At 63.7% G+C, this 25,593-nt stretch carries 25 protein-coding genes; 8 read left to right on the top strand and 17 right to left on the bottom strand.

Annotated elements, in window-relative coordinates; genetic code table 11:
- Positions 1-493: 493 nt before the first annotated feature.
- The 8 genes from NKI25_RS03055 to NKI25_RS03020 all read right to left on the bottom strand — a co-directional run bounded on the left by NKI25_RS03055 (position 494) and on the right by NKI25_RS03020 (position 7,724).
- The gene (locus NKI25_RS03055; RefSeq protein ID WP_352744094.1) at positions 494-1,222 is read right to left on the bottom strand and encodes an amino acid ABC transporter ATP-binding protein; all 729 of its coding nucleotides are present in this window, start codon (positions 1,220-1,222) and stop codon (positions 494-496) included.
- A gap of 29 nt (positions 1,223-1,251) precedes the next feature.
- Positions 1,252-1,926: an amino acid ABC transporter permease gene (locus NKI25_RS03050; RefSeq protein WP_352587207.1), complete on the bottom strand. Its 675-nt coding sequence runs from the start codon at positions 1,924-1,926 to the stop codon at positions 1,252-1,254.
- Positions 1,923-2,594, bottom strand: coding sequence for an amino acid ABC transporter permease (locus tag NKI25_RS03045; RefSeq protein ID WP_023720609.1), 672 nt, complete (start codon positions 2,592-2,594; stop codon positions 1,923-1,925). The genes NKI25_RS03050 and NKI25_RS03045 overlap by 4 nt, the downstream gene beginning before the upstream one ends.
- A gap of 142 nt (positions 2,595-2,736) precedes the next feature.
- Complete coding sequence (locus NKI25_RS03040; RefSeq protein WP_352541231.1) at positions 2,737-3,525, bottom strand: ABC transporter substrate-binding protein; 789 nt, start codon at positions 3,523-3,525, stop codon at positions 2,737-2,739.
- A 110-nt stretch (positions 3,526-3,635) separates the two neighbouring features.
- Complete coding sequence (locus NKI25_RS03035; protein WP_352998131.1) at positions 3,636-4,799, bottom strand: saccharopine dehydrogenase family protein; 1,164 nt, start codon at positions 4,797-4,799, stop codon at positions 3,636-3,638.
- Positions 4,796-5,299 carry an Lrp/AsnC family transcriptional regulator gene (locus NKI25_RS03030; RefSeq protein WP_023677254.1) on the bottom strand — a complete coding sequence of 168 codons (504 nt, stop codon included), beginning with the start codon at positions 5,297-5,299 and terminating at the stop codon, positions 4,796-4,798. The genes NKI25_RS03035 and NKI25_RS03030 overlap by 4 nt, the downstream gene beginning before the upstream one ends.
- 384 nt (positions 5,300-5,683) lie before the next feature.
- Positions 5,684-6,730, bottom strand: a complete 1,047-nt coding sequence (locus NKI25_RS03025; protein WP_352998129.1) for an acyltransferase family protein — start codon at positions 6,728-6,730, stop codon at positions 5,684-5,686.
- Between the two features lie 268 nt (positions 6,731-6,998).
- Positions 6,999-7,724, bottom strand: coding sequence for a 3-keto-5-aminohexanoate cleavage protein (locus NKI25_RS03020; protein ID WP_023677257.1), 726 nt, complete (start codon positions 7,722-7,724; stop codon positions 6,999-7,001).
- A 161-nt stretch (positions 7,725-7,885) separates the two neighbouring features.
- Between NKI25_RS03020 and NKI25_RS03015 the strand changes: the two genes are divergently transcribed.
- Complete coding sequence (locus NKI25_RS03015) at positions 7,886-8,629, top strand: 2OG-Fe(II) oxygenase (RefSeq protein WP_352569112.1); 744 nt, start codon at positions 7,886-7,888, stop codon at positions 8,627-8,629.
- 30 nt (positions 8,630-8,659) lie between these two features.
- Here the strand turns inward: NKI25_RS03015 and NKI25_RS03010 are convergent, their stop codons facing one another.
- Positions 8,660-10,015, bottom strand: coding sequence for a sigma-54-dependent transcriptional regulator (locus NKI25_RS03010; RefSeq protein ID WP_352998128.1), 1,356 nt, complete (start codon positions 10,013-10,015; stop codon positions 8,660-8,662).
- Positions 10,016-10,021: 6 nt separating this feature from the next.
- Positions 10,022-11,881 (bottom strand): sensor histidine kinase, encoded by a 1,860-nt coding sequence (locus NKI25_RS03005; protein ID WP_352998126.1) that lies wholly within the window; start codon positions 11,879-11,881, stop codon positions 10,022-10,024.
- 238 nt (positions 11,882-12,119) lie between these two features.
- Between NKI25_RS03005 and NKI25_RS03000 the strand changes: the two genes are divergently transcribed.
- The 4 genes from NKI25_RS03000 (at position 12,120) to NKI25_RS02985 (ending at position 15,745) form a co-directional block, all read left to right on the top strand.
- Positions 12,120-13,451, top strand: a complete 1,332-nt coding sequence (locus NKI25_RS03000) for a dicarboxylate/amino acid:cation symporter (protein ID WP_352621394.1) — start codon at positions 12,120-12,122, stop codon at positions 13,449-13,451.
- 464 nt (positions 13,452-13,915) lie between these two features.
- Complete coding sequence (locus NKI25_RS02995; RefSeq protein ID WP_352621392.1) at positions 13,916-14,980, top strand: glycosyltransferase family 2 protein; 1,065 nt, start codon at positions 13,916-13,918, stop codon at positions 14,978-14,980.
- 152 nt (positions 14,981-15,132) lie between these two features.
- Positions 15,133-15,351: a type II toxin-antitoxin system RelE/ParE family toxin gene (locus tag NKI25_RS02990; RefSeq protein WP_352998124.1), complete on the top strand. Its 219-nt coding sequence runs from the start codon at positions 15,133-15,135 to the stop codon at positions 15,349-15,351.
- An 85-nt stretch (positions 15,352-15,436) separates the two neighbouring features.
- A complete protein-coding gene (locus NKI25_RS02985) occupies positions 15,437-15,745 on the top strand; it encodes a HigA family addiction module antitoxin (RefSeq protein ID WP_023677265.1) in 309 nt (102 codons plus the stop codon).
- 42 nt (positions 15,746-15,787) lie between these two features.
- Here the strand turns inward: NKI25_RS02985 and NKI25_RS02980 are convergent, their stop codons facing one another.
- From NKI25_RS02980 to NKI25_RS02955, 6 genes are all read right to left on the bottom strand, one after another.
- Positions 15,788-16,075, bottom strand: a complete 288-nt coding sequence (locus tag NKI25_RS02980) for a DUF982 domain-containing protein (RefSeq protein WP_031211945.1) — start codon at positions 16,073-16,075, stop codon at positions 15,788-15,790.
- An 89-nt stretch (positions 16,076-16,164) separates the two neighbouring features.
- Positions 16,165-16,971 (bottom strand): ABC transporter permease, encoded by an 807-nt coding sequence (locus NKI25_RS02975; RefSeq protein WP_023677267.1) that lies wholly within the window; start codon positions 16,969-16,971, stop codon positions 16,165-16,167.
- Positions 16,972-16,975: 4 nt separating this feature from the next.
- Complete coding sequence (locus tag NKI25_RS02970; RefSeq protein ID WP_031194462.1) at positions 16,976-17,809, bottom strand: ABC transporter permease; 834 nt, start codon at positions 17,807-17,809, stop codon at positions 16,976-16,978.
- A gap of 17 nt (positions 17,810-17,826) precedes the next feature.
- Positions 17,827-18,942 carry an ABC transporter substrate-binding protein gene (locus tag NKI25_RS02965; protein WP_352578474.1) on the bottom strand — a complete coding sequence of 372 codons (1,116 nt, stop codon included), beginning with the start codon at positions 18,940-18,942 and terminating at the stop codon, positions 17,827-17,829.
- 65 nt (positions 18,943-19,007) lie between these two features.
- Entirely contained in the window at positions 19,008-20,102 is a 1,095-nt protein-coding gene (locus tag NKI25_RS02960) for an ABC transporter ATP-binding protein (protein WP_352455434.1), read from the bottom strand.
- A 252-nt stretch (positions 20,103-20,354) separates the two neighbouring features.
- On the bottom strand, positions 20,355-21,242 hold the full coding sequence (locus NKI25_RS02955) for a LysR substrate-binding domain-containing protein (protein ID WP_023677271.1): 888 nt from the start codon (positions 21,240-21,242) through the stop codon (positions 20,355-20,357).
- A 75-nt stretch (positions 21,243-21,317) separates the two neighbouring features.
- Here NKI25_RS02955 and NKI25_RS02950 point away from each other — a divergent pair, with 75 nt between their 5' ends.
- Together NKI25_RS02950 and NKI25_RS02945 are read left to right on the top strand one after the other, a co-directional pair.
- Positions 21,318-22,907 (top strand): zinc-binding metallopeptidase family protein, encoded by a 1,590-nt coding sequence (locus tag NKI25_RS02950; RefSeq protein ID WP_352621389.1) that lies wholly within the window; start codon positions 21,318-21,320, stop codon positions 22,905-22,907.
- A 33-nt stretch (positions 22,908-22,940) separates the two neighbouring features.
- On the top strand, positions 22,941-23,873 hold the full coding sequence (locus tag NKI25_RS02945; protein WP_352621388.1) for a dimethylarginine dimethylaminohydrolase family protein: 933 nt from the start codon (positions 22,941-22,943) through the stop codon (positions 23,871-23,873).
- A gap of 80 nt (positions 23,874-23,953) precedes the next feature.
- Here the strand turns inward: NKI25_RS02945 and NKI25_RS02940 are convergent, their stop codons facing one another.
- Positions 23,954-24,961 (bottom strand): ornithine cyclodeaminase family protein, encoded by a 1,008-nt coding sequence (locus NKI25_RS02940; RefSeq protein WP_352621386.1) that lies wholly within the window; start codon positions 24,959-24,961, stop codon positions 23,954-23,956.
- Positions 24,962-25,119: 158 nt separating this feature from the next.
- Here NKI25_RS02940 and NKI25_RS02935 point away from each other — a divergent pair, with 158 nt between their 5' ends.
- Positions 25,120-25,581, top strand: a complete 462-nt coding sequence (locus NKI25_RS02935) for an Lrp/AsnC family transcriptional regulator (protein WP_352640909.1) — start codon at positions 25,120-25,122, stop codon at positions 25,579-25,581.
- The last annotated feature ends 12 nt before the right edge of the window (positions 25,582-25,593 follow it).

The following is a 25,593-nucleotide window of genomic DNA, read 5'->3' as shown; positions in this document are numbered from 1 at the left end:
CCTGTAGCCATGCTGCCCGTCTCATCCCCAGCCTCCGTTCGCTGAAGATCAAACCGGACAACTCGTCTGCTACCTAACCCGGACAACTCATCTGCTTACGACAGTCCGTTAGTTGATATTGAGGGCCAGGGACTCGGCCGCTATATTGAAAGCGTGATGCGCTTTCTCTAATTCGCAAGTTGCTTCTTCCGCCTGCCTGCTCGCTATTAACAATATTCTTGTCCGATTTTTTCGTTTGGGAGGCCGGCATGTCAGGATTGTAATCAATCAATTAGAGCGCCTAAAGACGGCGAAAGGGGAAGAGCTTTTGACTGCGGATCGGTTAGAGGATGGAAAGATTGCTAACGTAGCTCCACCGCCTATCCCGAGTGACAAGCGCATTAAGATTGAGCGTGGCGACAGAGCTGTGACCAAGGTCACGGTGCGCGAGTCCTAAGGTCGATTTCCACTCATCTCGGTCGCAGCCGGCAGTCAGCTAATTGAGTTGTTAGCCCTAATGCCGCAGGATCTTGCTCAGGAAGGCGCGGCTGCGGTCGGTCTTCGGGTTGGAGAAGAACTCGTCCGGGGTGCCGCTCTCGACAATGGCGCCGGCGTCCATGAACACAACGCGCTGGGCGACCTTGCGGGCAAAGCCCATTTCGTGCGTCACCACCATCATGGTCATGCCTTCCTCGGCCACCGCGACCATGACGTCGAGCACTTCGGAGATCATCTCGGGATCGAGGGCCGAGGTCGGCTCGTCGAACAGCATGATCTTGGGGCGCATGCCGAGGCAGCGGGCGATCGCCACGCGCTGCTGCTGGCCACCAGACAGCTGCGCCGGATAGGCGTTCACCTTGTCGGCGAGGCCGACCTTGGCGAGCAATTCGCGCCCGGCCTTCTCGGCTTCAGCGCGCGGGATCTTGCGGACATGGATCGGCGCCAGGGTGACGTTCTCGAGCGCCGTCTTGTGCGGGTAGAGGTTGAACGACTGGAAGACGAAGCCGATCTCGGTGCGCAGCCGCGTCATGTTGGTGGCGGGGTCGCCGAGGCGCTGGCCGTCGACCGTCAGGTCGCCGTCGCGGATCGTCTCCAGCCCATTGATGCAGCGGATCAAGGTGCTCTTGCCCGAGCCGCTCGGGCCGCAGACGACGACCACTTCGCGAGGCTCGACGCTCAGCGTGATATCCCTGAGCACGTTGAGCTGGCCGAACCATTTGTTGACGCCGCGAAATTCGATCATGCCGGTGCCATTTTTGCTGGGGTTCGACATCACAATTGCACCTCGCCATGCGCCGCGCCGATACGTTGCTCCAGCCGGCGGGCCAGCATGATCAGGGGGTAGCAGACGATGAAGTAACCGAGCCCGACGAGGAAGAAGACCAGCAGCCCATTGGGTACACGCTGCACCACCAGCCAGCCGACGCGGGTGAGGTCGGTGAGGCCGATGGCCGAGACGACCGAGGAATCCTTGATCAGCAGCACATATTGCCCGACCAGCGGCGGCAGCACGATGCGCATCGCCTGCGGCAGCACCACCTGGCGCATGCGCTGCCAGCGCGACAGGCCGGACGCAAGTGCTGCCTCGACCTGGCCGGTCGGCACCGAGCGGATGCCGGCGACGACGATCTCGCAGATGAAGCAGGCGGCCAGGTTGGTCAGCGCGATGATGCCGGCGGTGAAGGCGTCGAGCTCGATGCCGAGTTCCGGCAGGATGAAGAAGATCAGGAAGATCTGCACCAGGAACGGCGTGCCGCGGATCAGGTCGACCCAGGCACCGATCGCGCCGCTGATCAGCCGGTTGCCGCCGGTGCGCAGGATGCCGAGGCCGAAGCCGAGCAGCGTGCCCAGCACCAGGCTGATCAGCGACAGCACCACGGTCATGCCGAGGCCGCGCAGCGCCAGGGGATAGCTGCCGGCGACGCTTTGCAGCTGCTGCCAGATCATGTCCGTGCCCCCGCCAGGCCGAGCCAGCGCCCGGAGAGCGCCGCCAGACCCTTCAGCCCGTAATAGAGCAGCAGGTAGAAGGCGGCGATGGTGATGAAACCCTCGGCCGGCATGAAGCGGTCGGAGGCGAGCAATTGTCCGGCGCGCGTCAATTCGGCGACCGAGATCAGCGACAGTAGGGCGGAATCCTTGACCAGCACGATCGCCTGGCCGAGCAGCGGCGGGATCGTCACCTTGAACGCCTGCGGCAGGATGACGAGGCGCATGCGCTGGACATAGGTCATGCCCGAAGCGACGCCGGCCTCCACCTGGCCGCGCGGGATCGACAGGATGCCGGCGCGGATGATCTCGGCGACGTAGGCGCCGCTGTTCAGCGACAGGGCTAAGATGCCGACGACGAGCTCGGGCAGGACGAAGCCGAGCCGCGGCAGGCCGAAATAGAGGAAATAAAGCTGCGCCAGCAGCGGCGTGGCGCGCACCGCGTCGATATAGGCCTTGGCCGGGACGCGGAACAGCCGGCCGCGCTGCAGGTTCATGGCGGCGAGCACGATGCCGACGGCGAGTGCGCCGGCAAAGGAGAGGACAGACAGCCACACGGTCGTGACGAGGCCCTGCCCGAACAGGGGCAGATATTCGACGATGGTGCGGAAGCTGAAGTTTTCGAGCATTTTGGACGGTGAATGGTGAATGGTGAATAGTGAATAGTGAATAGTGAGTAGTGAGTAGGGCGTACGCGAGTAGCGAGTAGCTCTTCTCTACTCCCTACTCCCTACTCCCTACTTACTATTCACTATTCACCATTCACTCTACTCAGTGATCCTTCTTCCAGGCGTCGGAATTGACCCAGTAATCGAGGTTCTTCTGCAGGCGGCCGTCGAGGCTGACCTGGTCGAGGAACAGGTTCATCCAGACCAGCAGGTCCTGCTCGTCATAGCGCGTGGCGAAGGCCAGCGGCTCCTTCGACAGCATGTCCGGCATGATGATGAAGCTGCCGGCCGGGTAAGCGGTTGACTGGCCCTTGACCGCCGAGACGTCGTTGACGCCGCAATCGGCCTGGCCGTTGTTGACGGCGTCGAGCAACAGCGGGCCGCCGCCCTTGTAGCTCTTGATATCGGCATCGGGGAAGGCGGCCTTGGCTTCCTTCTCGCCGGTGGCGCCGAGCAGCACCGCGATCTTGGTGCCCTTGGCCTTGCAGTCCTCGGTGGACTTGAAGGCGGTCCCAGCCTTGGTGAAGACTGTGCTGCCCGTGTACATGTAAGGCTTGGTGAAGGCGACCTTCATGCCACGCGCCAGTGTCGGGGTCATGTCGGCGACCAGAAGATCGGCCTTGCCCGACAGCAGCGCCGGGATCAGGCCGTCCCAGTCGAAGTCGAGGAAGGTGATCTTGACGCCCATTTCCTTGGCCATCAGTTCGGCGAGTTCGACCGAACTGCCGGTGCGTTCGCCGGCAGCACCCACCAGCGAGAAGGGCGGGCCTTGCGTCTGCACGGCGACACGCAACTCACCGCGCTTGGTGATCTCGTCGAGCGTTCCCGCACTGGCGGCAGCGGTAAGGCCAGCGAGCGCAAGGCCGGCGATGAAAAGCTTGGCAATCTTCATTTGGGCATTCCTCCTTGTTGTCGTTTGTTGTTCCACTTGTTGTTTCACCCCATCGGGGTGCCTTTTGAGCGGCGGCGCCGTTGCCGGCGGCAACCACCGTTCGAAAATCTTCAATCCCAGCTCACCGTTTCGGCGACATTGATGGCGCGCCTGGCGAGCTCATCGAGGAAGCGGCCATCCGGCACATGCAGCAGCGGGTTGAGCAGGCCGGGCGTGGCGATCTCGCGCCTTGCCAGCATCTGCGCCACGATGCTGGCGGGATAGCCGACGCCGAGGCTCATGCCGAACAGGCCGGAGGCGAGGTCGCGTTCGATGACCAGCTCCGAGGTCACCGTCTTGCGGCGGCCGCCTTCGCTGCCGACAAAGACGTTGCGCATCACGCAAAGGTCCTTTTCGTCCGCGCCATATTGCAGTTGCGGGCCAAGCAGCCGGCCGAGGAATTCGCGTGGGCTGACGCCGGTGCCAGGCACCTTGTCCTCGGACAGGAAGCCGAGCTGCTTCAGCGGCGCCCAGAACGCCGACCAGCCGGGCCAGCGCAGCGAATAGCGGCCGGAGCGCTGCAGCTCCTTGGCGGCGGCGAGCATGCCGGCGTAATGCGGCGCGTCGCCATTGGGGAAGGCTTCCAGCCTGCCTAGCCCCGCCACCTCGATCTCGTGGATGAAGCGATTGTCGTGCTGGCGGGCGGCCGGCACATCGACCCGTTTGCCGTCCTCGACCAGCACGCTGTCGCGGTTCTGGCTGACCAGAACCATGTCGAAATTCCAGCTCACCTTGTAGCGCAGCGGCTCGACCACCGCCTTCGGCTCGGGAATGCCGCCGCAGTAGGAATCGATCGCGGTGATGGTGTCGAACTGGCCTGCGGCGCGCGCGTAGAGCACAAGGTCGATGCCGGGGTCGAGCCCGCATTCGGTGACGATCGAAACGCCGGCCTTTTCGGCCTCGGGCGCGAGGTCGGCGATGGCCTTGCCGTAATTGGTGGTGACCAGCGGCGTGCGCGTCGCGATCGCCGCCTGCACCGCCTCGCGCATCAGCGGTTGCGGCAACAGGTCGATGACCGCGTCGACGTCCTTCATCACATAGGCCAATGCTGGGCCGATCGCGCCCTCCGGCACGACGAAACGCACCCGGGCAAGGTCGGTCAGGCCGCCAAGCCGCGCAGCGCCGTCGGTTGCGGTGTCGAGGCAGACCACTTGCTCGACGCCGTCGCTGGCAACGAGATCGGCGATCGCCGCTCGGCCTTGCAGGCCGAGGCCGCCGAGAACCGCGATCTTCATGCCATTTCCTTTCGCGTCTCGTCCGACCAGCAGCCTTCCGGCAGGCTGACCCATTTGTTGCAGGACGCCATGACGACGAAGGTTTCGCTGCGCACGACCTCGCCCGGCTCACCGGCGCCGGGGATCAGCTCGCTGGTGACGCGGTAGAGATCGGCGACATCACCGGCCACGGTCACGTCGACGATGATGTCGAAGCGTCCGGTGACGACGGCGGCCGAGTTCACGAAAGGCAGTTCGGAGATGCGCTGCGCCAGTTCCCGGGCGCGGCCGCGTCCCTGCGCATTGATGCCGACGATCGCCGAGATCAGCTCGGGGCGTTCGGTCAGGTTGAGCAGCCCGACGATCTTGAGCAGGTTGCGGTCGAGCAGGTTGCGCAGCCGCATGCGCACCGTCGGCACCGAGATCGCCATCTTCTCGGCGAGGCGGTTGACGCCAAGCTGCGCATCTTGCGACAGCAGCTTGACCAGTCGCCGGTCGGTCTGATCCAGATGTTCCCGCAAACGCTCAGGCTTTCATAAAAGGAAAGAAACTATCGTATTTTCTTTCTGATATGAAAATACCTTATGAGAGATTTTTAATAACGGCAAGAGCCATGTCATCCGCCGTGCCGCTGTGCCTATCGGCAGTTTCGTCGATGTCGCCACATTTTGTTCTTGCTTTGTGCCGGCAGCTATGCTACTAATTTGGGTATGGTGCTGATTCACACCGACGACCCGCCCGCCGAGGCGGTTTTTTTGTGTTCAGGACACCTTTGGAGGTTCAGCGCCGCCGGTTTGAGGCTGGCGGGACAGCGCCGTTCGGGACGCGCTGTGTTCGAGGGTGCGCAAGAGGTGCAACGCACCTCCATAGCACGCCGACCAAGTTGGTGGGGGCGCAGCAGCAACTCATTGCGCCTTCACCTGATGGGCGGAACGGCTCATCCGCGATATGGCCAAAAGCGGCTTTTCAATAAAACTGTAGCTGGCCAGGCAGACGGCAATGCAGGCGGTGACAATAACCACGCCTGCAAGCCATGGTGACAGATTGGCGCTTGCAACGACAGGAGCGGTCGCAAGCAGCACGATAGGGTGCGTTAGATAGAGAGAGTAGGAAGCATCGCCCAATATTGCCAGCACGCGAGGAGCAAAAAGCCGGAAGTAGCTTTCCAGGCTGATGCAAGCCGCGACAAGGATCAACGCCGGGATTCCCTGAGCAAGGGTTCGCGGCAAGTTGAAGCCAAGTACCATCACCAGCACGGACATGATGGCGAACACGATTGCCGAGGCACCCAGGAAAACAGGCAAACGCGTCAGCCCGCGGACCAGGTGGCCGAGAGCCATGCCGGCAAGGAACTCAAACAGGATTGGCGTGGTGTAGAAAAACAGCACAGTGTCGGCGGCGGGTTTGAAGATGATGCGTGCAGCAACGGCGATTGCAAAGACAACGCCGACCGCGGCCATTTGCGTCAACCTGCCAAAACCCATAGTCGCCGCGAACAGAATGTAAAACAGGATTTCCAGATTGAGCGTCCAACCCACGCCAAGCACCGGTTGGACATAGCCTGTGACCGTATCGAGATAGGGTATGAAAAGCAGGCTATTGGTGGTCTGCTCAAGAGACACTGCACGACCGGCAAACAACCAAAGTGCGGCGACCATGAGGAAGGTCATAACCCAATAGAACGGAACGACGCGCGTGAACCGCTGCATCAAAAAAGCACGGTGGTCACGACGTCTGTTCTCCGTCGAGAGAACCATGACAAAACCGCTGATGACGAAAAACAGGTTAACGCCACTGTTTAGAATGGGAATACGCAGATCGAGCATGCCCAGTGCGGCCGGAAGATGATAGACAACAACCATGAGAGCTGCCAGCCCGCGCAAGACCTGTATCGATGTATACTGTTGAACCCGACGCGGCGCAGCGTGATCATTCTCTGGAATGATGTTCATTAAAAAATGGTCCCCGAAGCAGGAGAACATTGACATACGGGATCGTTGATGTGCTGATTAATCGCCGGTTTAATTAATACATAAAGTTTTATATAAGATTTACTGACATTATCGTGCGGCCGCACTCTAGATCCGCCTGACTTCGGCCGGGGCTTTTCGGGTTTGGTCCGGAGCGTCAACGGGCAGGCCCCTCGTGCTGCCCTCCTTGCCAAAACTTGGCATCTCCCCTGTGAAGAGGAGAATGGCCGTCATCAACGCTTTCCTCGCGTTACCGGCTGGTCTCGAAGATCGCGACGGCTGCCGCTGTCAGCGCGGCGTTACCGGACGCCACCGTTCCATCAGGAAGCTCCTTGCCGTCTTCCAGTCCGACGCGCGTCGACCAGTTGCGCTCCGCCGCCCGGTGCACGAAAGGCCAGACCGTGGCGTCGGCGCCGTGCAGTAGGATCGCCCGGCGCATCCCGGCGCCGTCGAGCACCGCGGCGATGCCGTCGCAGACCTCCAGCGCCGCGTCCGGCTCCTGCTCGGAGATTTCGATCAGGATGCGCAGCACCTGGCTGCTGTGGTCGAGGCGGACCAGGCGCTGGGCATCGGCGACCGAGGCGAGGCCGGCCTCGATGCCTATACCGCGCCGTCGCAGGCTTTCCATGACGGCGGGCGCTGCATTCTCGCTGAGATTGACCGAGGCATAGTCGGGCAGCTCGCTCCAGGCGGCGATCGCGGCCAGCGTCCGCTGGTCGTCGTTCTCGATCCAGGCACCCGTCGACACGCCAATCAGCGTCCCCGGGCAGGCGCGGCGGAGCGCCAGCACCGTCCGGTCCATCGCCGCCGGAGCCAGGCTTTCGCGACCGTCCAGCCCGCGGGCATGAACATGCAGTTCGGCGGCGCCGGCGGCGATGCAGGCCGCGCCGTCACGCGCCATGGCCTCCGCCGTCAGCGGCAGTTGCGGATGATAATCGGCGCTGCGCGCGCCATTGATGCAGGTCTGGACGATCATGGGGGTGGCGGCCCGTTGAAGTGGAACAAGTTTAGCGCACAACAACGAAATGGGAAATTGGATGGTGTCCCATCCCGCGAGGCTCACCCGGCAAGAAACGGGTGGTCCGCGCGCGCCGTTTCACCCATCTCAATGACACGGAAGCCACAGGAGGCGAAGCCATGACCATCCTTTCGATAGGCGCGAAAGCGGCGGTGAAATCGGCGGAGGTGCGCGTTGCCGGATATGACTGGCGGACGCTGGCCGATGAGCTGAGCGGCTATGGCTGCGCGGTGATGGAAAAGCTGCTGACGCCGCAGGAGTGCCGGAATATCGCCGGGCTCTATCCGGACGAGAGCCATTTCCGCAGCCATGTGCACATGGCGCGGCATGGTTTCGGCAAGGGCGAGTACCGCTATTTCCGCTATCCCTTGCCCGACTTGATCGGCGGCTTGCGCACCGCGCTCTATCCGCGCCTGGCCGCGGTCGCCAATGACTGGAACGAGCGCATGGGTATCGCGCAGCGCTACCCCGACGAACACGCCGCGTTCCTCAGGCAATGCCACGAGCAGGGCCAGACGCGGCCGACGCCGCTCCTGCTGCAATATGTTCCCGGCGACTTCAACTGCCTGCACCAGGATCTCTACGGCGATCTTGCCTTCCCGCTGCAGGTGGCGATCCTGTTGTCGGAACCAGGTAAGGATTTCACCGGCGGCGAGTTCGTGCTGACCGAGCAGCGTCCGCGCATGCAGAGCCGCGCCGAGGTGGTGCCGCTGCGCCAGGGCGATGCGGTCGCTTTCGCGGTCCACAATCGACCGGTCCAGGGCAGCAAGGGCAATTACCGCGTCAATCTCAGGCACGGCGTCAGCCGGCTTCGCTCCGGCATGCGCCACACTGTCGGCATCATCTTCCACGACGCCAAATAGCCGAGCCGCTCGGTCGAGGCCCGGCGGCGATTACCGGGAAAAATCGCTGCGCACGATGCCGTGGCGCTGGAGCTTGTCGTAGAAGGTCTTGCGCGGAATCCCCAACGCTTCGATCGTGCGCCTGACGTCGCCGTCGTTGCTGCCAAGCGTCTCGCGGATGATGTCGGCCTCGTAGCGCTCCAGCCGCTCCGGCAGCTTCATGGCGGCGTTCGATTCGGTCAGGGCAGGGGGTTGTGCTTCGGCGCCTTCCTCCAACCCAAGCACGAACCGCTCGGCGAAATGCGCCAGTTCGCGCACATTGCCCGGCCAGTCATGGTCGCTCAGATGGCGATGCACCGAAGCCGGCACTGCCGGCACCTGGCGGTGGAAACGGGCGGCGGCGCGCTCGGCGAAGTAGAAGAACAGCAGGGCGACGTCGTCGCGGCGTTCGCGCAGTGGCGGGATCGAGATCGTCACCACGTTGAGCCGGTAGTAGAGGTCCTCGCGGAAGGCGCCGCGCTGGCGCGGATCGCCGAGATCGACCTTGGCGGCGGCGACGACGCGCAGATCCACCGGCCGCACCTCGTTGGTGCCGAGCGGGGTGACCTCGCGCATCTCCAGCACGCGCAGCATCTGCACCTGTGTCGAGACCGGCATGCTTTCGATCTCGTCGAGGAACAGTGTGCCGCCGCTGGCGTGCTCGATGCGGCCGATCCGTTTCTTCTGCGCGCCGGTGAAGGCGCCGGCCTCATGGCCGAACAACTCGCTCTCGATGACGGTCTCCGGCAGCGTGCCGCAATTCAGCGCGACGAAATTGCCCTTCGCGCGGCGGCTCCAGCGATGCAGAAGGCTTGCCACCACCTCCTTGCCAGAGCCGGTCTCGCCGGTCACCAGCACATCGACGTCGGTGTCGGCGATCTGGCGTAGTGTGCGGCGCAGCCTGTCCATCGCCGGCGTCTGGCCGATCAGCGGCAGGCCGTCCTGCGCCTCTCCGGCCGCCTCGCGCAAGGCGCGGTTCTCCATCACCAGGCGGCGCTTTTCCGCTGCGCGGCGCACGCTCTGTACCAGCCGGTCGGCGGCGAAGGGCTTTGTGATGAAGTCGTAGGCGCCGTCCTTGATCGCCTTGACGGCCATGGCGATGTCGCCGTGGCCGGTGACGAGGATGACGGGAATGTCGGCATCCAGCCGCAGGATGCGATTGAAAAGCTGCAAGCCGTCGATCTGAGGCATGCGGATATCCGACACCACGACGCCGACAAAACCGGCGTCGAGCCTGGCCAGCGCCTCGGCCGCCACCGCAAAGGCCGAGACCGAGAAGCCGGCAAGCTCCAGCGTCTGCGTGGTGGCCTTGAGGAGATCGCGGTCGTCGTCGATCAGGATCACCGGCGCGGCATTGTCGTTCGTCATGATGGCTTACGCTGCTGCCTGGAGATGAATGGTGAAGCGGGTGCCGCTGTCGTCGCTCGAAACTTCGATGCGGCCGCCATAATCGGCGACAATGTCCTTCGAGATGACGAGGCCAAGGCCAAGGCCTTTTTCCTTGGAGGTGTTGAACGGCGTGAACAGCGATTTGAGGATCGCGGGTGGAATGCCCGGTCCGTTATCGGACACGCCGACCGTCACGCCGTCCGCGGTCTCCTCGACCGACACCTGCACATGAGCGTCGTCGCGGCCGTCGAGTGCTTCGAGCGCGTTCTGGAAGAGGTTGATCAGCACCTGTTCGAGCCGCACCCGATTGCCCATGACCTTGAGGCTCGGCGGCGGCAGGTCGATGGCCAATGCGTCGAGCCGGCCGGCAAAGCGGCTTCTCAACAGCATGACGGCGCCTTCGATAACACCACGTAATTCGACAGGCTCGGCGGCGGTGCGGCCCTTGCGGGCAAATGCCTTCAACTCCTCGGTGATTGAGCCGATGCGTTCGGTAAGGGCTGCGATAGCGCCGAGGTTTTCCTCGGCCGGCCCGGTCTGCTTGCGGTCGAGGAAGGTGCGGGCATTGTCGGCATAGGCGCGTATGGTGGCGACCGGCTGGTTGATCTCATGGGCGACACCGGCCGCGACCTGGCCGAGGATGGCGAGGCGGTTGGCCTGGACCAGATCCTGCTGCACGATTTGGAGCTTGGCTTCCGTGCTGCGGTGGCCTGTTATCTCGGCCTGCAACCGGTCGCGGGCGCGGCTCAAATCCTCGGTCCGTTCGACGACGCGGCGTTCGAGTTCGGTGCGGGCCGCCTGTTCGGCGGCAATCTGCATCTGCGCCGACTGCCGGCGCCACAACAGATACGCGGCAAGGCCGAGCAGCGGGACGACGACGCCGAGCGCAAGAAGCCGCATTTCGCGGACGGCAGCGGCGATCGGCGCTTCGACCGGGACAAGATAGTCGAGCCGCCAGGGGGTCGAAGGAACCGTCGTGGAAAGGCTGAGATACTCCGCGTCGCTGCCGCCGGGCGTCACCGCGTGGACGATCGACACATCCGGGCTGAGCGCCCGCGGGTGCGTGATCGGCAACGGCACAAGCGGCGCGTCGCCGAACTGTTGGCTGTCGCGGATCGCGGCTTGCTTGGGTGCGGCCAGCGGTGCGGTTGTCATGAAGCGCCAGGACGGCACGCTGGTGATCAGCACGACGCCGTTCTCGTCGCTGACATAGGCCGGGCGGTTGGCCTCGCGCCAGTCGGCTTCGAGCTGGTCGAACTCCATCTTGACGACGACGACGCCGAGCGGTGCGGCGGCATCGCCGACGCGCCGCGAAATGTAGAGGCCGGGACGCTTGCTGACATTGCCGAGCGCAAAATACTCGGCGGTTCCGGCCTGCATCGCGCCGGAGAAATAATCGCGGAAACGGTAGTCGTTGCCGACGAAGCTGATCGGCTCGCGCCAGTTGCTGGAGGCGATCGCCAGTCCATCGGTGCCGATGACATAGAGTACCGACGCCTTGGTGCCCGAGACCAGCCCCTCGAGCTTGCGGTTCAGCACATCGATTGCCGCGGCATTTTTCTGCGTCAGCGCGTCACGCACTTGCTGGTCTGCGGACAAAAGCAGGGGCAGGGCACGCGGGCTTTCGAGCACGGCGCGCAGCAGCGCGACCTTCAGATTGGCGTCGGTACGCCCCTGCGCCGCCAGGGTCTCGACCTCGGCGGTGCGGCCGTAGAGGCCGGCGCCGTAGAGCGCTGCGGTGACGATCAGCAGGGCGACGGCCGCAAACAGCAGCCAGGCTCGGCGCGCCCGCCTGGCGAGTTGCTCGGGCGTCGAAGACAAGGCACCGGCGGGGCGTTGCAGCATCGCCCATTTGTGCATGAACTCGCACAAAACACAATTCGACCTATGCGGAGAGTCGCACTTGACCATGCGTCCGGCAGTGCGGACGTTTGCGAATGCTCAATAAAATCAATGCTGAAGCACTCTTCTGCGTATCTGGCACGGCTGTTGCAGACACGAATTCAGCAGTCGCGAGGCTGCTGGTCTCAAAACAACTGCCCCGGGGAGTCGAGCTTTCGATCGGGGCGCCATGGAGGACGTCATGCAGACAGCAATCGCTGCCGCCGAGCCGCGCGGCAAACTTCCCTTATACCGGCATCTTTATGTGCAGGTGCTGGCGGCGATCGCCGCCGGTGTGCTGCTCGGCCATTTCTATCCCGAAACCGGCGAGGCGATGAAGCCGTTCGGCGACGCCTTCATCAAGCTGGTCAAGATGGTGATCGCGCCGGTGATCTTCCTGACGGTGGCGACCGGTATCGCCGGCGTTTCCGACCTGCAGAAGGTCGGCCGCGTCGCCGGCAAGGCGATGATCTATTTCCTGGTGTTCTCGACGCTGGCGCTTGTCGTCGGCCTGGTCGTCTCCAATGTCGTCCAGCCTGGCGCCGGCATGCACATCAATCCGGCCACGCTCGATACCACCAAGGTGACGGCCTATGCCGAGAAGGCGCACGACACAACCATCGTCGGCTTCCTGATGAACATCATCCCTGACACCATCACCGGCGCCTTCGCGCAGGGCGACATTTTGCAGGTGCTGTTCTTCTCGGTGCTGTTCGGCGTCGCCCTGGCACTGGTCGGCGATCGCGGCCGTCCCGTCGTCGATTTCCTGCAGGCGCTGACCACGCCGATCTTCCGCCTCGTCGCCATCCTGATGAAGGCCGCACCGATCGGCGCGTTTGGCGCCATGGCCTTCACGATCGGCAAATACGGCATCGGCTCGATCGCCAATCTCGCCATGCTGATCGGCACATTCTACCTGACCGCGCTGCTGTTCGTGCTGGTGGTGCTCGGCGCGGTTGCCCGCTACAACGGCTTCTCGATCCTGGCGCTGATCCGCTACATCAAGGAAGAGCTGCTGCTGGTGCTCGGCACCTCGTCCTCGGAAGCGGCATTGCCGGGCCTCATGGCCAAGATGGAGCGCGCCGGCTGCAACCGCTCGGTGGTCGGCCTGGTCATCCCGACCGGCTATTCCTTCAACCTCGACGGCACCAACATCTATATGACGCTTGCCGCGCTGTTCATCGCGCAGGCGACCGACACGCCGCTCACCTATGGCGACCAGATCCTGCTGCTCGCCGTCGCCATGCTGAGCTCCAAGGGTGCCGCCGGCATCACCGGCGCCGGCTTCATCACCCTGGCGGCAACGCTTTCAGTCGTCCCCACCGTGCCGGTCGCCGGCATGGCGCTGATCCTCGGTGTCGACCGCTTCATGTCGGAATGCCGAGCGCTGACCAACTTCATCGGCAACGCGGTGGCGACAGTGGTGGTGGCGCGCTGGGAGGGAGAACTCGACCAGACGAAGTTTGCCGCCGCCATGGCCGGTGACTTGCCGGAGGAAGTCGACCTGTCGCAGCCGGGTTTGCAGGCCGCCTGACTGTTTAGGCCACACGACTATAAGGCCCGGAGGCGGTTCGCCGGCTCCGGGGCAAAAGCGCCGGCGGTCGCAGTATGCCGCCTGAGACGCAACCTGAAGTGACCCTGTTTTCGACGCGGGGCTTGTTCCAGCCGCATTTGAAGGCCAGTATCCGCCATGCCTTCATGGCACCGTCCGCTTCGGTCCCGACCTGATCGCGAGGCGAGACATTTCGTCGGGCTCGGTTGCGACTCACCTTGGCCGAACCGTCGGAGCTTTTGCTGCCGCCAACCCTGACCATGGCAGCAGCCTCGAAGGCAATGGCGGCCTCAATACGAAGTCGCAAAGCGAAACGTGACCCGTCTCCTGATGGAAAGCGCAGGCTTTCTCCCAGGGAACTCGTTGCGCGCCAAGAGGGCGCTTGAAGAGGGGGCAGGCCCATGAGGGCCTTTGCCGAACCAAAGCAAGATGCGAGGTCAAACGCGATGCAGCCTGTCCCGAGAATTCCGGTATCCATCATCATCCCGAATTACAACTACGCGCGTTTCCTCAAACGCAGCATCGACAGTGCCCTCGAGCAGGACTACGCGGATGTCGAAGTCATCGTCGTCGACGATGCATCGCAGGACAATTCCACGACAATCATGGAATCCTATCGCGACGAGATCCTTGCATGCCCGCGGGCGCAAAATGGCGGACACGCGGCGGCGTTCAACACCGGCTTTGCGGCGAGCTCGGGCAAGATCGTCCTGTTCCTCGACGCCGACGATTACCTTTATCCAACCGCCGTCTCCACCATTGTCGAAACCTGGGATGATGCAACCGCCCAGGTCCAGTCCAGACTGCATATCGTCGACGAGGGGCAACGCATCAAGGATGTCTTTCCGCCGCCCGAATTGCCTTTCGACAGCGGTGACGTCATGCCGAAACTCCTGCACAAGGGCCGCTATCAGACGACAGTGACCAGCGGGCTGGCCTTTGACCGCGCAACGCTCGAATCGATCATGCCGATACCGGAGCCGGAATTCCGCCAGGGCGCCGACGGCTATCTGGCAACGCTGGCGCCGATGTACGGGCATGTCCAATCGATCGACGAATGCCTCGGCGCCTACCGGATCCACGGCGCCAACCATTCAGTCTTCGGTGAAAAGCTCGCCGAGCGGGCACGCTGGCGGGTAACCCACGATTTCCGCCGCATGCAGGCGCTGTCGGACCAGGCCTCGGGGATCGGCCTGACCATCGTGCCGTCGGATGCTGTCCGCCACGATCCGGTCCACCTGGAAGAGCGGCTGGCGTCGCTCTGCGCCGACAGCGGCCGACACCCCGTGGCCGATGATTCCCGGCTGGCGCTCGGGGCGGCCGGCGCCGTCGCCAGCCTCGAAATGACCGCATCCTTGCGGCGGCGCGCCATCCTTGCCGCCTGGTTCCTGTCGGTCGGGCTGTTGCCGCGGAAAATGGCGACGGCAGTGCTGTCGTGGAAGCTCGACGCATCGTCGAGGCCGGCATTTTTGAGCCGCCTGTCCAAGACTATTCGCCACGCCATGGGATAGCGGATAATGCCGTGACATAGGTCCGCCAGGTATTCGGCTGGCCCGGCTCAGCATCCAGCGGGCGTAGCTATTGCCTCCGATTGGCTGGACCATTCTGTAAATCATTTGCTTACACCTGCTTGACCCGCGTCAGCAATATGCTTACATGTTGCATGATCAAGTCGTTCAAGCACAAGGCGCTGGCGGACCTCTTTCAAACCGGAAAGACCGGAAAGATCGACGCCAAGATGCATAAGCGCATCCTTGTCCGTCTTGACCGCTTGGAAGTCTCGGAAAGGCCTGATGACATGGACCTGCCCGGCTTCGACTTCCACGCTTTGGAGGGCTTCAACCCGATCCGCTACACGGTGCATGTCAACGGGCCGTGGTGAATCACATTCGAATTCGACGCCAATGATGCTGCCCGCGTCGATTTCGAACAGTACCATTGAGACGGCTTAGATTGGAGAATCGATTATGAGCGTGTATGAGCCGATGCGTCCGATGGAGCGCTGCCCATCCCACCCCGGGGCGCTGCTCGACGACATTATCCCGGCAACCGGAAAGACCAAGGTGGAAATCGCCAATCTGCTCGGAATCTCGCGCCAGCAGCTTTATGACATCATCCGCGAAAAGAAGCCGGTGTCGCCGGCTGTCGCTGCCCGTCTTGGAAAGATGTTCGGCGACGGCGCCGCGATCTGGCTCAGGATGCAGGCTGCCTATGATGCCTGGCATGCGGAGCGCGAGGTCGACGTCAGCGCCGTTCCAAGGTTGCATGCTGCCTGAGATGCAATAAATCCGCCGGACCACCGAGCTCTCAAAAATCGATCACGGTCCTGCCTGCCTGGACCGGTTCTCCGGTTCGACGGCGCGCTCGACCAGGACATGCGCCTCCCGCGCGGCCTCGACGAATGCGTTCCGGGCGGCTTCGGTCCAGCGGTCGTCGCTCATGGCGCGGCGGCATGTGCGCAGTGCCACCCCGTGTTTGGCGCTGCCGGTGTCACGCCAGTGGGCTTCCAGCAACGCGACAGCCTGCCGTGCGTTGGAAATGTTGCGGATATCTCCCACGATGCCGACCGCAACCGCAACCGGCTTGGCAAACCATCCTTGGTTCATGGCGGGGCCTTCGACCTGTTGAACCATCTATAACGAAAATCGTAGCCCAAGGTTTCATTCGCGCCAGTCACCACGGCGTGAGGCGGCGTCTACCGCGCCGCGCGCAGCCTGACCACGACGCTTCGCGCCACAAGCACCAGCACGGTGATGACGATCAGGATCACCGAGAGCGCTGCGATCGCCGGGTCGATGTTGTCGCGCAGGCCCATCCACATTAGCCGCGGCAGCGTGATGGCGTTGACCGAGGTGATGAACAGGGTGACGCCGATCTCTTCCCAGGACAGCACGAAGGACAGCAGTGCTGCGGTGACGATGCCGAACTTGATGTTGGGCATGATGATGCGGGTGGCGCGCTCCCACACGGTCGCGCCGAGGCCGCGGGCTGCGAGGTCGATGCGGCGGTCGAGCTGGCTAAGCGACACCAGGATCAGCACCGTGGCGAAGGGCACCGTCATCACCGCATGCGCCATGGCGACACCCAGCCAGGTGTCATAGCCGAAGAACGACGAGAACCCCGAGATCGAGGTCAGCAGGAAATAGAGCGTGATTGCCGAGACCACCGGCGGCACCACCATTGGCAGCAGCACGAAGCCGACGAGAGCGGCGGTGAAGCGCGGCTGGAACATCCAGACGCCGAGGCTGAAGCACAGTGCCAGCACCGTGGAAAAGGCGCTGCTGACTATGCCGATCCTGATCGAGAGCAGGATCGAATTGATCCAGCGCGGATCCTCGATCAGCGCCTGGTAATGGCGCAGCGACAGGTCGCCCGACGGCATCGCCAGCATGCGGCTCGGCGTCAGCGATACCGGGATGACGGCGAGCAGCGGCAACAGCAGGAATAGCGCGACCAGGGCGGCGAGGATCAGCGAGACGGGACCGGGGCGGTAGGTCGGCATCGCGCTACACCAACTGCTTCGGCCTGATATAGCGGAAAAGCAGCGCCATCAGCGCGCCGACGAATAACACCAGCACCACGCTGATCGCCGCGCCCAGGCCCCAGTCTGGGCTCTGGAAGATGCGGAGATAGATCAGCTCAGCGATCATCACGCTGCGGCCGCCGCCGAGAATCGCCGGCGTGACGAAGAAGCCGAGCGAAAAGACGAAGACGATCAGCGCCGAGCCGATGATGCCGGAGCGGGTCATCGGCACGAACACCGACCAGAAGGTGCGCATGCGGCTGGAGCCGAGGCCGCGCGCCGCCAGCAGCACACGGTCGTCGAGGCTTCGCATCGAAGAGGCCAGTGGAAACACCGCGAAGGGGATGAGGAAATGCGTCATGCCGACGATAACGCCGAACTCGTTGCGCACCAGCGCCAGCGGCTCCGAGATGAAGCCGACCGCCTGCAGCCAGGTGTTGATCAGGCCGCGATTGGACAAAAGCGCCACCCAGCCGAAGGCGCGCGTCAGCACCGAGATCCAGAACGGCACCAGGATGCAGAACTCGGCCACGACGCGCTGCACCGGCGTGCCGCGTACCCAGACAACGGTGATGGCGTAGGCGGCGGCAACCGAAACGATCGTCACGATCGCGGCGATACGCAGCGTGCGGATGAAGACCGACTGCACCAACTGATCCGTGAGCAGCGCATTGTACTGCCCCAGCCCCGGCGTGGGCAGGGTGAAGCTCCATTTAACCACGCCAAGGAATGGCCAGGCGTAGGCCAGCACAAGAAAGAGGAGCAGCGGCGCCATCAACAGCGCCGCGCCCATCCTGTCGGAGAGGTATGCTCTCATCCGGTTATCCCGGCTTGTCAGGCGGAGATGATCTTCGTGTATTCGTCGAGTGCTGCCCCGTAGTTCTTGGCGTACCAATCCATGTCGAGCGGAATCTGCTTCTTCATGTTCTCGGGATCGACCGGGTTGATGCGCTTCTTGTCGGCGGGGATCAGCGCGTCGGCGGCCGGGTTGGCCGGACCCTGACCGAGCTTGTCGAACATGATGAGTTCCTTCTCCGGGTCCTGGGTGCTGGCGATGAACTTCATCGCCGCGTCCTTGCCGCCGGGATTGCCCTTGAGCACGGCGAGCGCGCCGGGCGAGATCAGGCCCTGGTCCCAGATGAACTTGATCTTGCCGCCGGAATCCTGCTCGATGAGCGAAGCCCGCGTCGACCAGACGATCGCCATCGAGGCCTCGCCATTGAGCAGCACGCTCTGGCTTTCGGCGCCGCCACCCCAATAGGCGACGACGTTTTCCTTGAAGGCGGCGATCTTGTCATGCGCGCGCTTGAGGTCGAGCGGGTAGAGCGAGGCCGGCGCGATGCCGTCGGCGAGCAGTGCCGCTTCCCAGCTCGACACGCCCCATTTGTAGAGCGAGCGCTTGCCGGGGAATTTTGCCACGTCGAAGAAGTCGGCCATGCCGGTCGGTGCCTGGCTGCCGTATTTCTCGGCATCGTAGGCGATGACGTAGGAGAAGAAATAGGTCGAGGCAGCGTACTCCCAGCCGAATCCCGGCCGCATCTTCTTCTTGTCGACGACCGCATAGTCGATCGGCTCCAGCATGCCTTGGGCGCCGAGAGTGATGGCCGAGAACGGATCGACGTCGACCAGATCCCAGGTCGGCGCGCCGCTCTTGAACTGCGCCGCGATCGCGCCTTCGGTCGGGCCGGAGCCGTCCATCTTGACGGTGATGCCGGTCTCCTTGGTGAAGGCCTGGCCATAAGCCGCATCGTAGGCGGTGATGGCGTCGCCGCCCCAGTTGACCAGCACCAGTTCCTTCGCCGCGGCAACGGCGCCGGTCGAGCGCAGCAGCATCGGCGTGCCGGCCAGCACCAATGCGGCCAGCTGCGTGAACTGCCGGCGCGAGATCTCGCCGCGCACTGCCCTGGCGGATAGCGCCTCGATGGAATTTTTCTTGGTTTGGTTTGTCATGTCAGTTCCCCTTTTGTCGTTGGTATTTCCTGAATGTCAGCTTGGCGAATTCGCCACGCCGATCGTCATTGCTCTCCATCCGGAAGGAGGAAGCCTTTCTCCGCGGGCCAGGTCAGCCAGACGGAATTGCCCTTGCTGAGGGCAGAGGCGGCGACCTCGTTCGGCACCGAGACCGTCACCTTGGCGCCTTGCCGCGTCGTCAGATCGAGCCGCGTCGCAGCGCCGAGATAGGTCGAGGCGACGGCAGTCGCGGCAATGCCGTTCTCGCCTGCCGCGGCTTCGCGGGCGATCGACATGTATTCCGGCCGGATCGCCAGGATGGCATCGCCACGGACCTTCTCGGCCCTGCAGCGCATGCTGATCGCGCGGTCTTCGCAGAGGCCCGTCGAGCCATTGTCGGCCGGGCGCACGCCCTTCAGCGGCAGCATGTTGATCTCGCCCAGGAACTCGGCGACGAAGCGGTTGTCCGGCCGGTCGTAGACCTCGTCCGGCGCGCCGACCTGCAGCAATTTGCCATGGTTGAAGATGGCGACGCGAGATGACAACGCCAACGCCTCGCTCTGGTCATGGGTGACGAAGACGAAGGTGGTGCCAGTCTCCTGGTGCAACCGCTTCATCTCGGCCTGCATCTGGCCGCGCAGGCCCTTGTCGAGTGCCGAAAACGGCTCATCGAGCAAAAGTACGCCCGGCTCGAACACCAGCGCCCGCGCCAGCGCCACGCGTTGCTGCTGGCCGCCGGACAATTGCGACGGCAGTTTCTTCTCGTGGCCCTTGAGCCCGACGCGCTCGATCATTTCGCCGACGCGGCGTTTGATCTCGGCCGCCGGTTTCTTGCGCACCTTGAGCGGGAAGGCGATGTTGGCCTCGACGCTCATATGCGGGAACAGCGCATAGCCCTGGAACACCATGCCGGCGGCACGCTGCTCGGCCGGCCGCTCGGTGATGTCGACGCCGTCGCTGTAAAGGCGACCGTCGGTCGGCTGAATGAAGCCGGCAAGGATCATCAGGAAGGTGGTCTTGCCGGAACCGGAGGGGCCGAGCAAGGTGAGGAACTCGCCACGGCCGATATCGAGCGTCAGATCGTCCAGCGCACGGAACGAGCCGAAGCTCTTGCCGATCCCGATTGCCTTGATCTCTGCGGCCCGGCCGGGTTGCTGCATCCTGCCCTTTCCTTAGCGTAGGCGAAATCGTAGGCAGGGCGGCGGCTCACCGCAACCGAATAGTTTTCGCCTGATCGGCAAATTTGATTCATCTATGCGCCAATCTCCCCCCTCGAGGGGGAAATGTCGCCGAAGGCGACAGAGGGGGTCGCTTCGCTTGAAGTGCCAACCTCCTCTGCAGCAGCAGGCCGAGCCCAGTTGGCCCGACCACCTCTGGCCGCTTCGCGGCCATCTCCCCCTCGAGGGGGGAGATTAACGCTGGTTCTCCGACAGCTTCGACCTCAGCCACCGCCCAAACGCCTCCAGCACCGGATGCGCCGCCTTGGCGTGCTCGGAAACCAGAAAATACGAGCGCGGTGAATTGATCGCTATGTCGAAGGGGCGGACCAGCCGGCCTTCGCTCAGTGCCCGGCCGCTGGTCAGCTCGTCGCCCATAGCGATGCCTTGGCCGGCGATCGCCGCCGAAAAGACCAGGTTCATGTCGGAAAAGAAGATGCCGCCTTCCGGGTCGGGGTTCTCGACCTTGGACAGCGCCAGCCAGCGCGCCCAGTCCTCGGTGTCACCGAGATGCAGGAGATTGGCGCGCAGCACGTCTGCCGGCTTGGAGAAGCCGCCGATCTTGTTGAGCAGCGTCGGGCTGCACAGCGGCGTAAAGGAGATCCCGCACAACAGCTCGACCGCGCGGTTCGGCCAATTGCCGACGCCGAAGGCGATGAAGGCATCGGCCTCGGCATTGCTGACGTCGTCGAGACGGCGCGGCGTCAGGATGCGCAGCGCGACATCGGGGTACATCTGCCGGAACTCGCCGATATGGGTGCACAGGAACAGCGAGGCGAAACCCGGCGTACAACTGACGCTGAACGAGCCGCCGATGCCGGTGCCGGCATGGCGCGTCACCGCGTCGCCCAGCACCGTCAGCGCCTTGCGCACGTCGCTGGCATAGCGCTGGCCGCGCGGCGTCAGTGCCACGCCCTTGCCGATGCGCTCGAGCAGGTCGAAGCCGAGATCGCGTTCGAGCAGGCGAAGCTGATGGCTGACTGCGCTGCGGGTCAGATGCAGTTCGTCGGCGGCGCGCCAGACGCTGCCGTGGCGGGCAAAACTGTCGAGGGCGCGCAGCGCCTGCGTCGAGGGAATTCTCAAGAGGTGAACCGAATTTGCATGAGCCGGAAAAACATATCACTTTTTGGCGAGGCGCTTCACTGCTTTCTTTGACGGATGAAGATACCGGTGACCTCCGCGCAAGCGACCACGCTTGCCTGTCTGGACGACATCCAGCCGTCGCTGTCGGCGTGGACGCGGACGATCTTCGATTTCGGCGAGACCGCCTGGCGCGAATACCAGTCGGCGGCCTGGTATGTGGAGCAGTTGAAGCACGAAGGGTTTTCGGTCGAGGAAGGATCGGGCGGCATGCCGACCGCCTTCTGCGCCCACTGGACCAACGGGACCGGCCCGACCATCGGCATGTATGCCGAGTACGACGCGGTGCCTGGCAATTGCCAGGATGCGGCGACGGTGAAGCGACCGCGCCCTGGCCTCGGCGAACAGGCCGGCGGCCACACCGATCCGCATTCCGGCCTCGGCATTGCCAGCCTCGGCGGGCTGCTGGCGACCAAGGCGGCGATGGAACGCCACGGCATATCAGGCACGCTGCGCTTCACCGGCGAGCCGGCGGAGAAGGTGCGCGGGTCGAAGCCGATCCATGCCGCGAAGGGCTATTACGATGGGCTGGCGGGCATGGTCTCCTTCCATCCTTTTTATATGCTGCCGCTCTGCAATACCGCGCGCTGGGACACGCATTGCGGTGCGGCCTATGCGATGATCTACCGCTTTGTGTGCGACGAACCCGAAAATTGGGTTCGCGCAAGCGATGCAGCACCCATCCCGCAGGCGCATTCGGCGGTCAGGGCGCCCGGCGCTAACGACGCGCTGATGATGATGTATATGGCCTCCAAGGCGCTGCGCGATTCCATGCTGCCGCATCAGGGCGGCTGGTCGATCAGCGAGGCGATCCTGACGGCGGGCCAGGCGACCGCCGACAATCTGCCGGCCGGGCTGGCCGAGATCCAATACATGATCCGCGTGCCGACGCTGGCGATGGCCGAGCAGGTCACCGCCATGCTCGACCGCAATGCGGAAGCCGCAGCCAAGATGAGCGGCTGCCGCCATGAGCGGCACTGGGTGTCGAAGTCGCGGCCGGGGCTGGCCAACCATGCCATGGCAAGTATCGCCTATGAAGCGCTGTCGACAGTTGGGCCGCCGCGTTGGGACGAGGCGGCCAAGGCGATCGCCCGCGAGATCCAGGTCAATGCCGGCGGGGCGGCGACCGACGAGCCGTTCATCGCCGAGCTGGAGCAGCTCATTGCGCCGCAGGATGCAGAGGCGATCCTGCGCCGCGACCTGCCGCCGTCGCAGCTCAATTCGACCTCCGACGATTACACCGACATGTCGTGGCACACGCCGACGGCACGATTCTACGTCGCCCGGCCGGCGCTGCGATCCGAGAACGGCCACGCGTTTCCGTCCTGGGCGATGAATGCGCTGGGCGGCATTTCTGCCACCATCGATCCGATGGTCATCTGCGCCGCAAAGACGGTCGCGCTGGCAGCACTTCGCCTGTTGGAAGACGAGGCTGCGCGCGACGCTGCGATGGATGAATTCGTCACCCGCACCGGCGGCGGCATCGGTGGCTCGAACTGGATCGCGCCGCTCTGCGACTACGATCCGCCAATCGGATTTCGCTGGCCGGAATACATCACCACCCCGCGCGGACGGGATTGGTGGATACCAGGCAACCAAGCCGCATGATCAACCAAGCCGCCCTTCACGAGGAGAAACCCCATGACCGTCCATGACCGCATCGTCACCGAGCCGTTTTCGCTGCAGCGCCGCAACCCGGCCGGCGGAACCAAGCCGCTGACCGCCTGGGGCTTCGCCAACGAGACCGACGTGCTGACCGACGTGCTGCTCGGCTCGCCGAATTTCCTGCGCCATCTCTCGACCAGCTCGCTGTCGCGCAAGCATCTGCGCGAAGCGCCATGCAACGTCCAGATCGCGCAAGCGCAGCACAAGGATCTGGTCGCCGCCTATGAGCATTTCGGTGTCAACATCCACTGGCACGAGCCGACGCCGGAACTGCCGATGCAGGTCTACTCGCGCGATTCCAGCGTCATGACGCCGTATGGCGCCATCATCACCGCCATGGCCCAGTGGTGGCGGCGCGGCGAGAACTACGCGGCGATCCGCACCTATGAGAAGTTCGGCATCCCGATCTACGACATGGTCACCGCGGGCACGTTCGAGGGCGGCGACTTCAACGTCATCGAGGACGGCGTCGTGCTGATCGGCTGCGGTGGCGCCCGCACGCAGGAGGAGGGCGCGCGCCAAGTGCAGGCCTGGTTCGACAAGGAGGGCTGGGAGACCCGCATCGCCTTCATCGACGAATATTATGTCCATATCGACCTGATGGTGGTGCCGATCGCTGAAAAACTGACCGCTGTCTGCCTCGCCTGCACGGAGCCGGGCATCGTCGACTGGCTGAAGGGCAAGGGCCACGAAATCATCGACGTGCCGTTCCAGGATACCATGGCGCTCGGCTGCAACTTCATGTCGCTGGGCAAGGACCGGGTGATCGCGCCGACCTCGAGCCAGACGCTGATCGGTCAGCTCAAGGCGCGCGGCTTCGAGGTGGCGGCCATCGACATGAGCGAGATCTCGAAGACCGGCGGCGGCATTCACTGCATGGCGCAGGCGCTGAAGCGCGAGCCGGCCTGAGGGGCCGGCCTTTAGCCCGGCCGCTTGCGCGAAAGCGCCATTGTCAGCACCGTCGATCCCGCCTGGCGCGCGGCGCGCGCCTACAGCACGATGAGCTTTCCCTTGCGCAGACGCCGGGCGCAACGATAGGCGAGGTCGGCGGCGACCATGTCTTCCATGGCAATGCCCATCGCCTTGTAGGTGGTGATCTGCTGATCCGAAACGCGACCCGGCGCGCGGTCGAGCAGCATGGCGCCAAGCTCGGTGCCGAAAGCCGGATCGAAGCCGGCAAGCTCGCAAGAGCCGACCGGGGTCGGTTTGAACGCATCCTTGGTTTCGACAAAAAGACTGGATTTGCCGATGAGCTCGATCGGCATTTCACCGCCGGGCGGTGCCACCCCGACCGACGAGACATGCGTGCCCGGCTGGACCCAGCCTGCGTCGATCACCGGCTGGTAGGAGTGGGTCGCCAGGCACACCACGTCGGAACTGCGCACTGCCGCCTCGAGGTCGGCGACCGCCACCACCGACGGATGCAGCCGGGCAAGCGCTGCCGCATCGTCGAAACTCTTTGAAGCGACACGGATTTCGGCAAAGTCGCGCACCAGCGGCAACAGATGCAGGTGCTGGTTGGCCTGCACGCCGGCGCCCACCACGGTCGCTATCCTGGCATCCCGGCGCGCAAGCGCGCGCACCGACAGCACGGCGGAGCCGGAGGTTCGCACTGCGGTTATGAAGGTGCCGTCCATGATGCAGACCGGCAGGCCGGACAGCGGATCGAACAGGCTGATGGTGGCAAGGTGGCTGGGCAGGTTCTTGGCCAGGTTGCCTTCGAAGACGTTGACGATCTTGACGGTCAGGTTCATGCCCTCCATCCAGGCCGGCATGGCGAGGCTGTAGCCGGCCCCGGGGATGTCGAGTTGTGGTCGGGGTGGATTGACGACCTTGCCTTGTGACAGCACCTTGAAGCCGTCTTCCAGAACATCGAGAAGCTGGCTGAGGTCGATGCATGCCATCACGTCGGCTTCGCTCAGCACCAGGATCTCGGTCGCTCCCTTGCTGATTTCCGCCGCACTCCTGCCGGCTGGGCTGAACGCTTGTTTGGTCATCCTGCACTCCTGTGGTCGTCGAAATCGGCTCACCGCGTTTGCTTAGGTGAGAGAGGGAAGCGCAGGTTATTGCGACGTTTTATGTGATGAAATACGTTGTTTTTGGCATCTCTGCGTGAAATAAGCACAAAAATCTCTGAGATAGCGTGGATTGTGGAATGGAGGATCTCGACCAGATAGACCGCAGCCTGCTCAGGCTGCTCCAGGAAGACGGCCGTCGGACGACGCTTGATCTTGCCGGGCGCGTCGGGTTGTCGCCGACCGGAACCAGCCAGCGGGTGAAGCGCCTGTTCCGCGACGGGTTCATCACCGCGGTCAGGGCCGTGCTTGATCCGCGCAAGGTCGGCCGGGGAACGCTGGTGTTCATCGAGGTCCGGCTTGACCACACGGCGCCGAATGTCTTTGACCGCTTCGCCGAAGCCGTGGCGAAAGCTCCGGAGGTTCTGGAGTGCCATATGGTGGTTGGTGGTTTCGATTATCTGGTCAAGGCGCGGATCGCCGATATGGCGGTGTTCCAGGATTTCCTGCAGCGGGTCATCCTGCCACTGCCTGGCGTGCGCGAAACGCACACTTTCGCCTCCATCGCCGATGTCAAGCCGAACGCCCTCTTGCCGGTGTGATCAGGTGGAGGG

The organism is Mesorhizobium sp. M0808 (assembly GCF_040320025.1).
Lineage (GTDB): Bacteria > Pseudomonadota > Alphaproteobacteria > Rhizobiales > Rhizobiaceae > Mesorhizobium.
The sequence above is the reverse complement of the archived record's forward strand: the minus strand, read 5'-3'. Positions and strand labels throughout refer to the sequence as shown.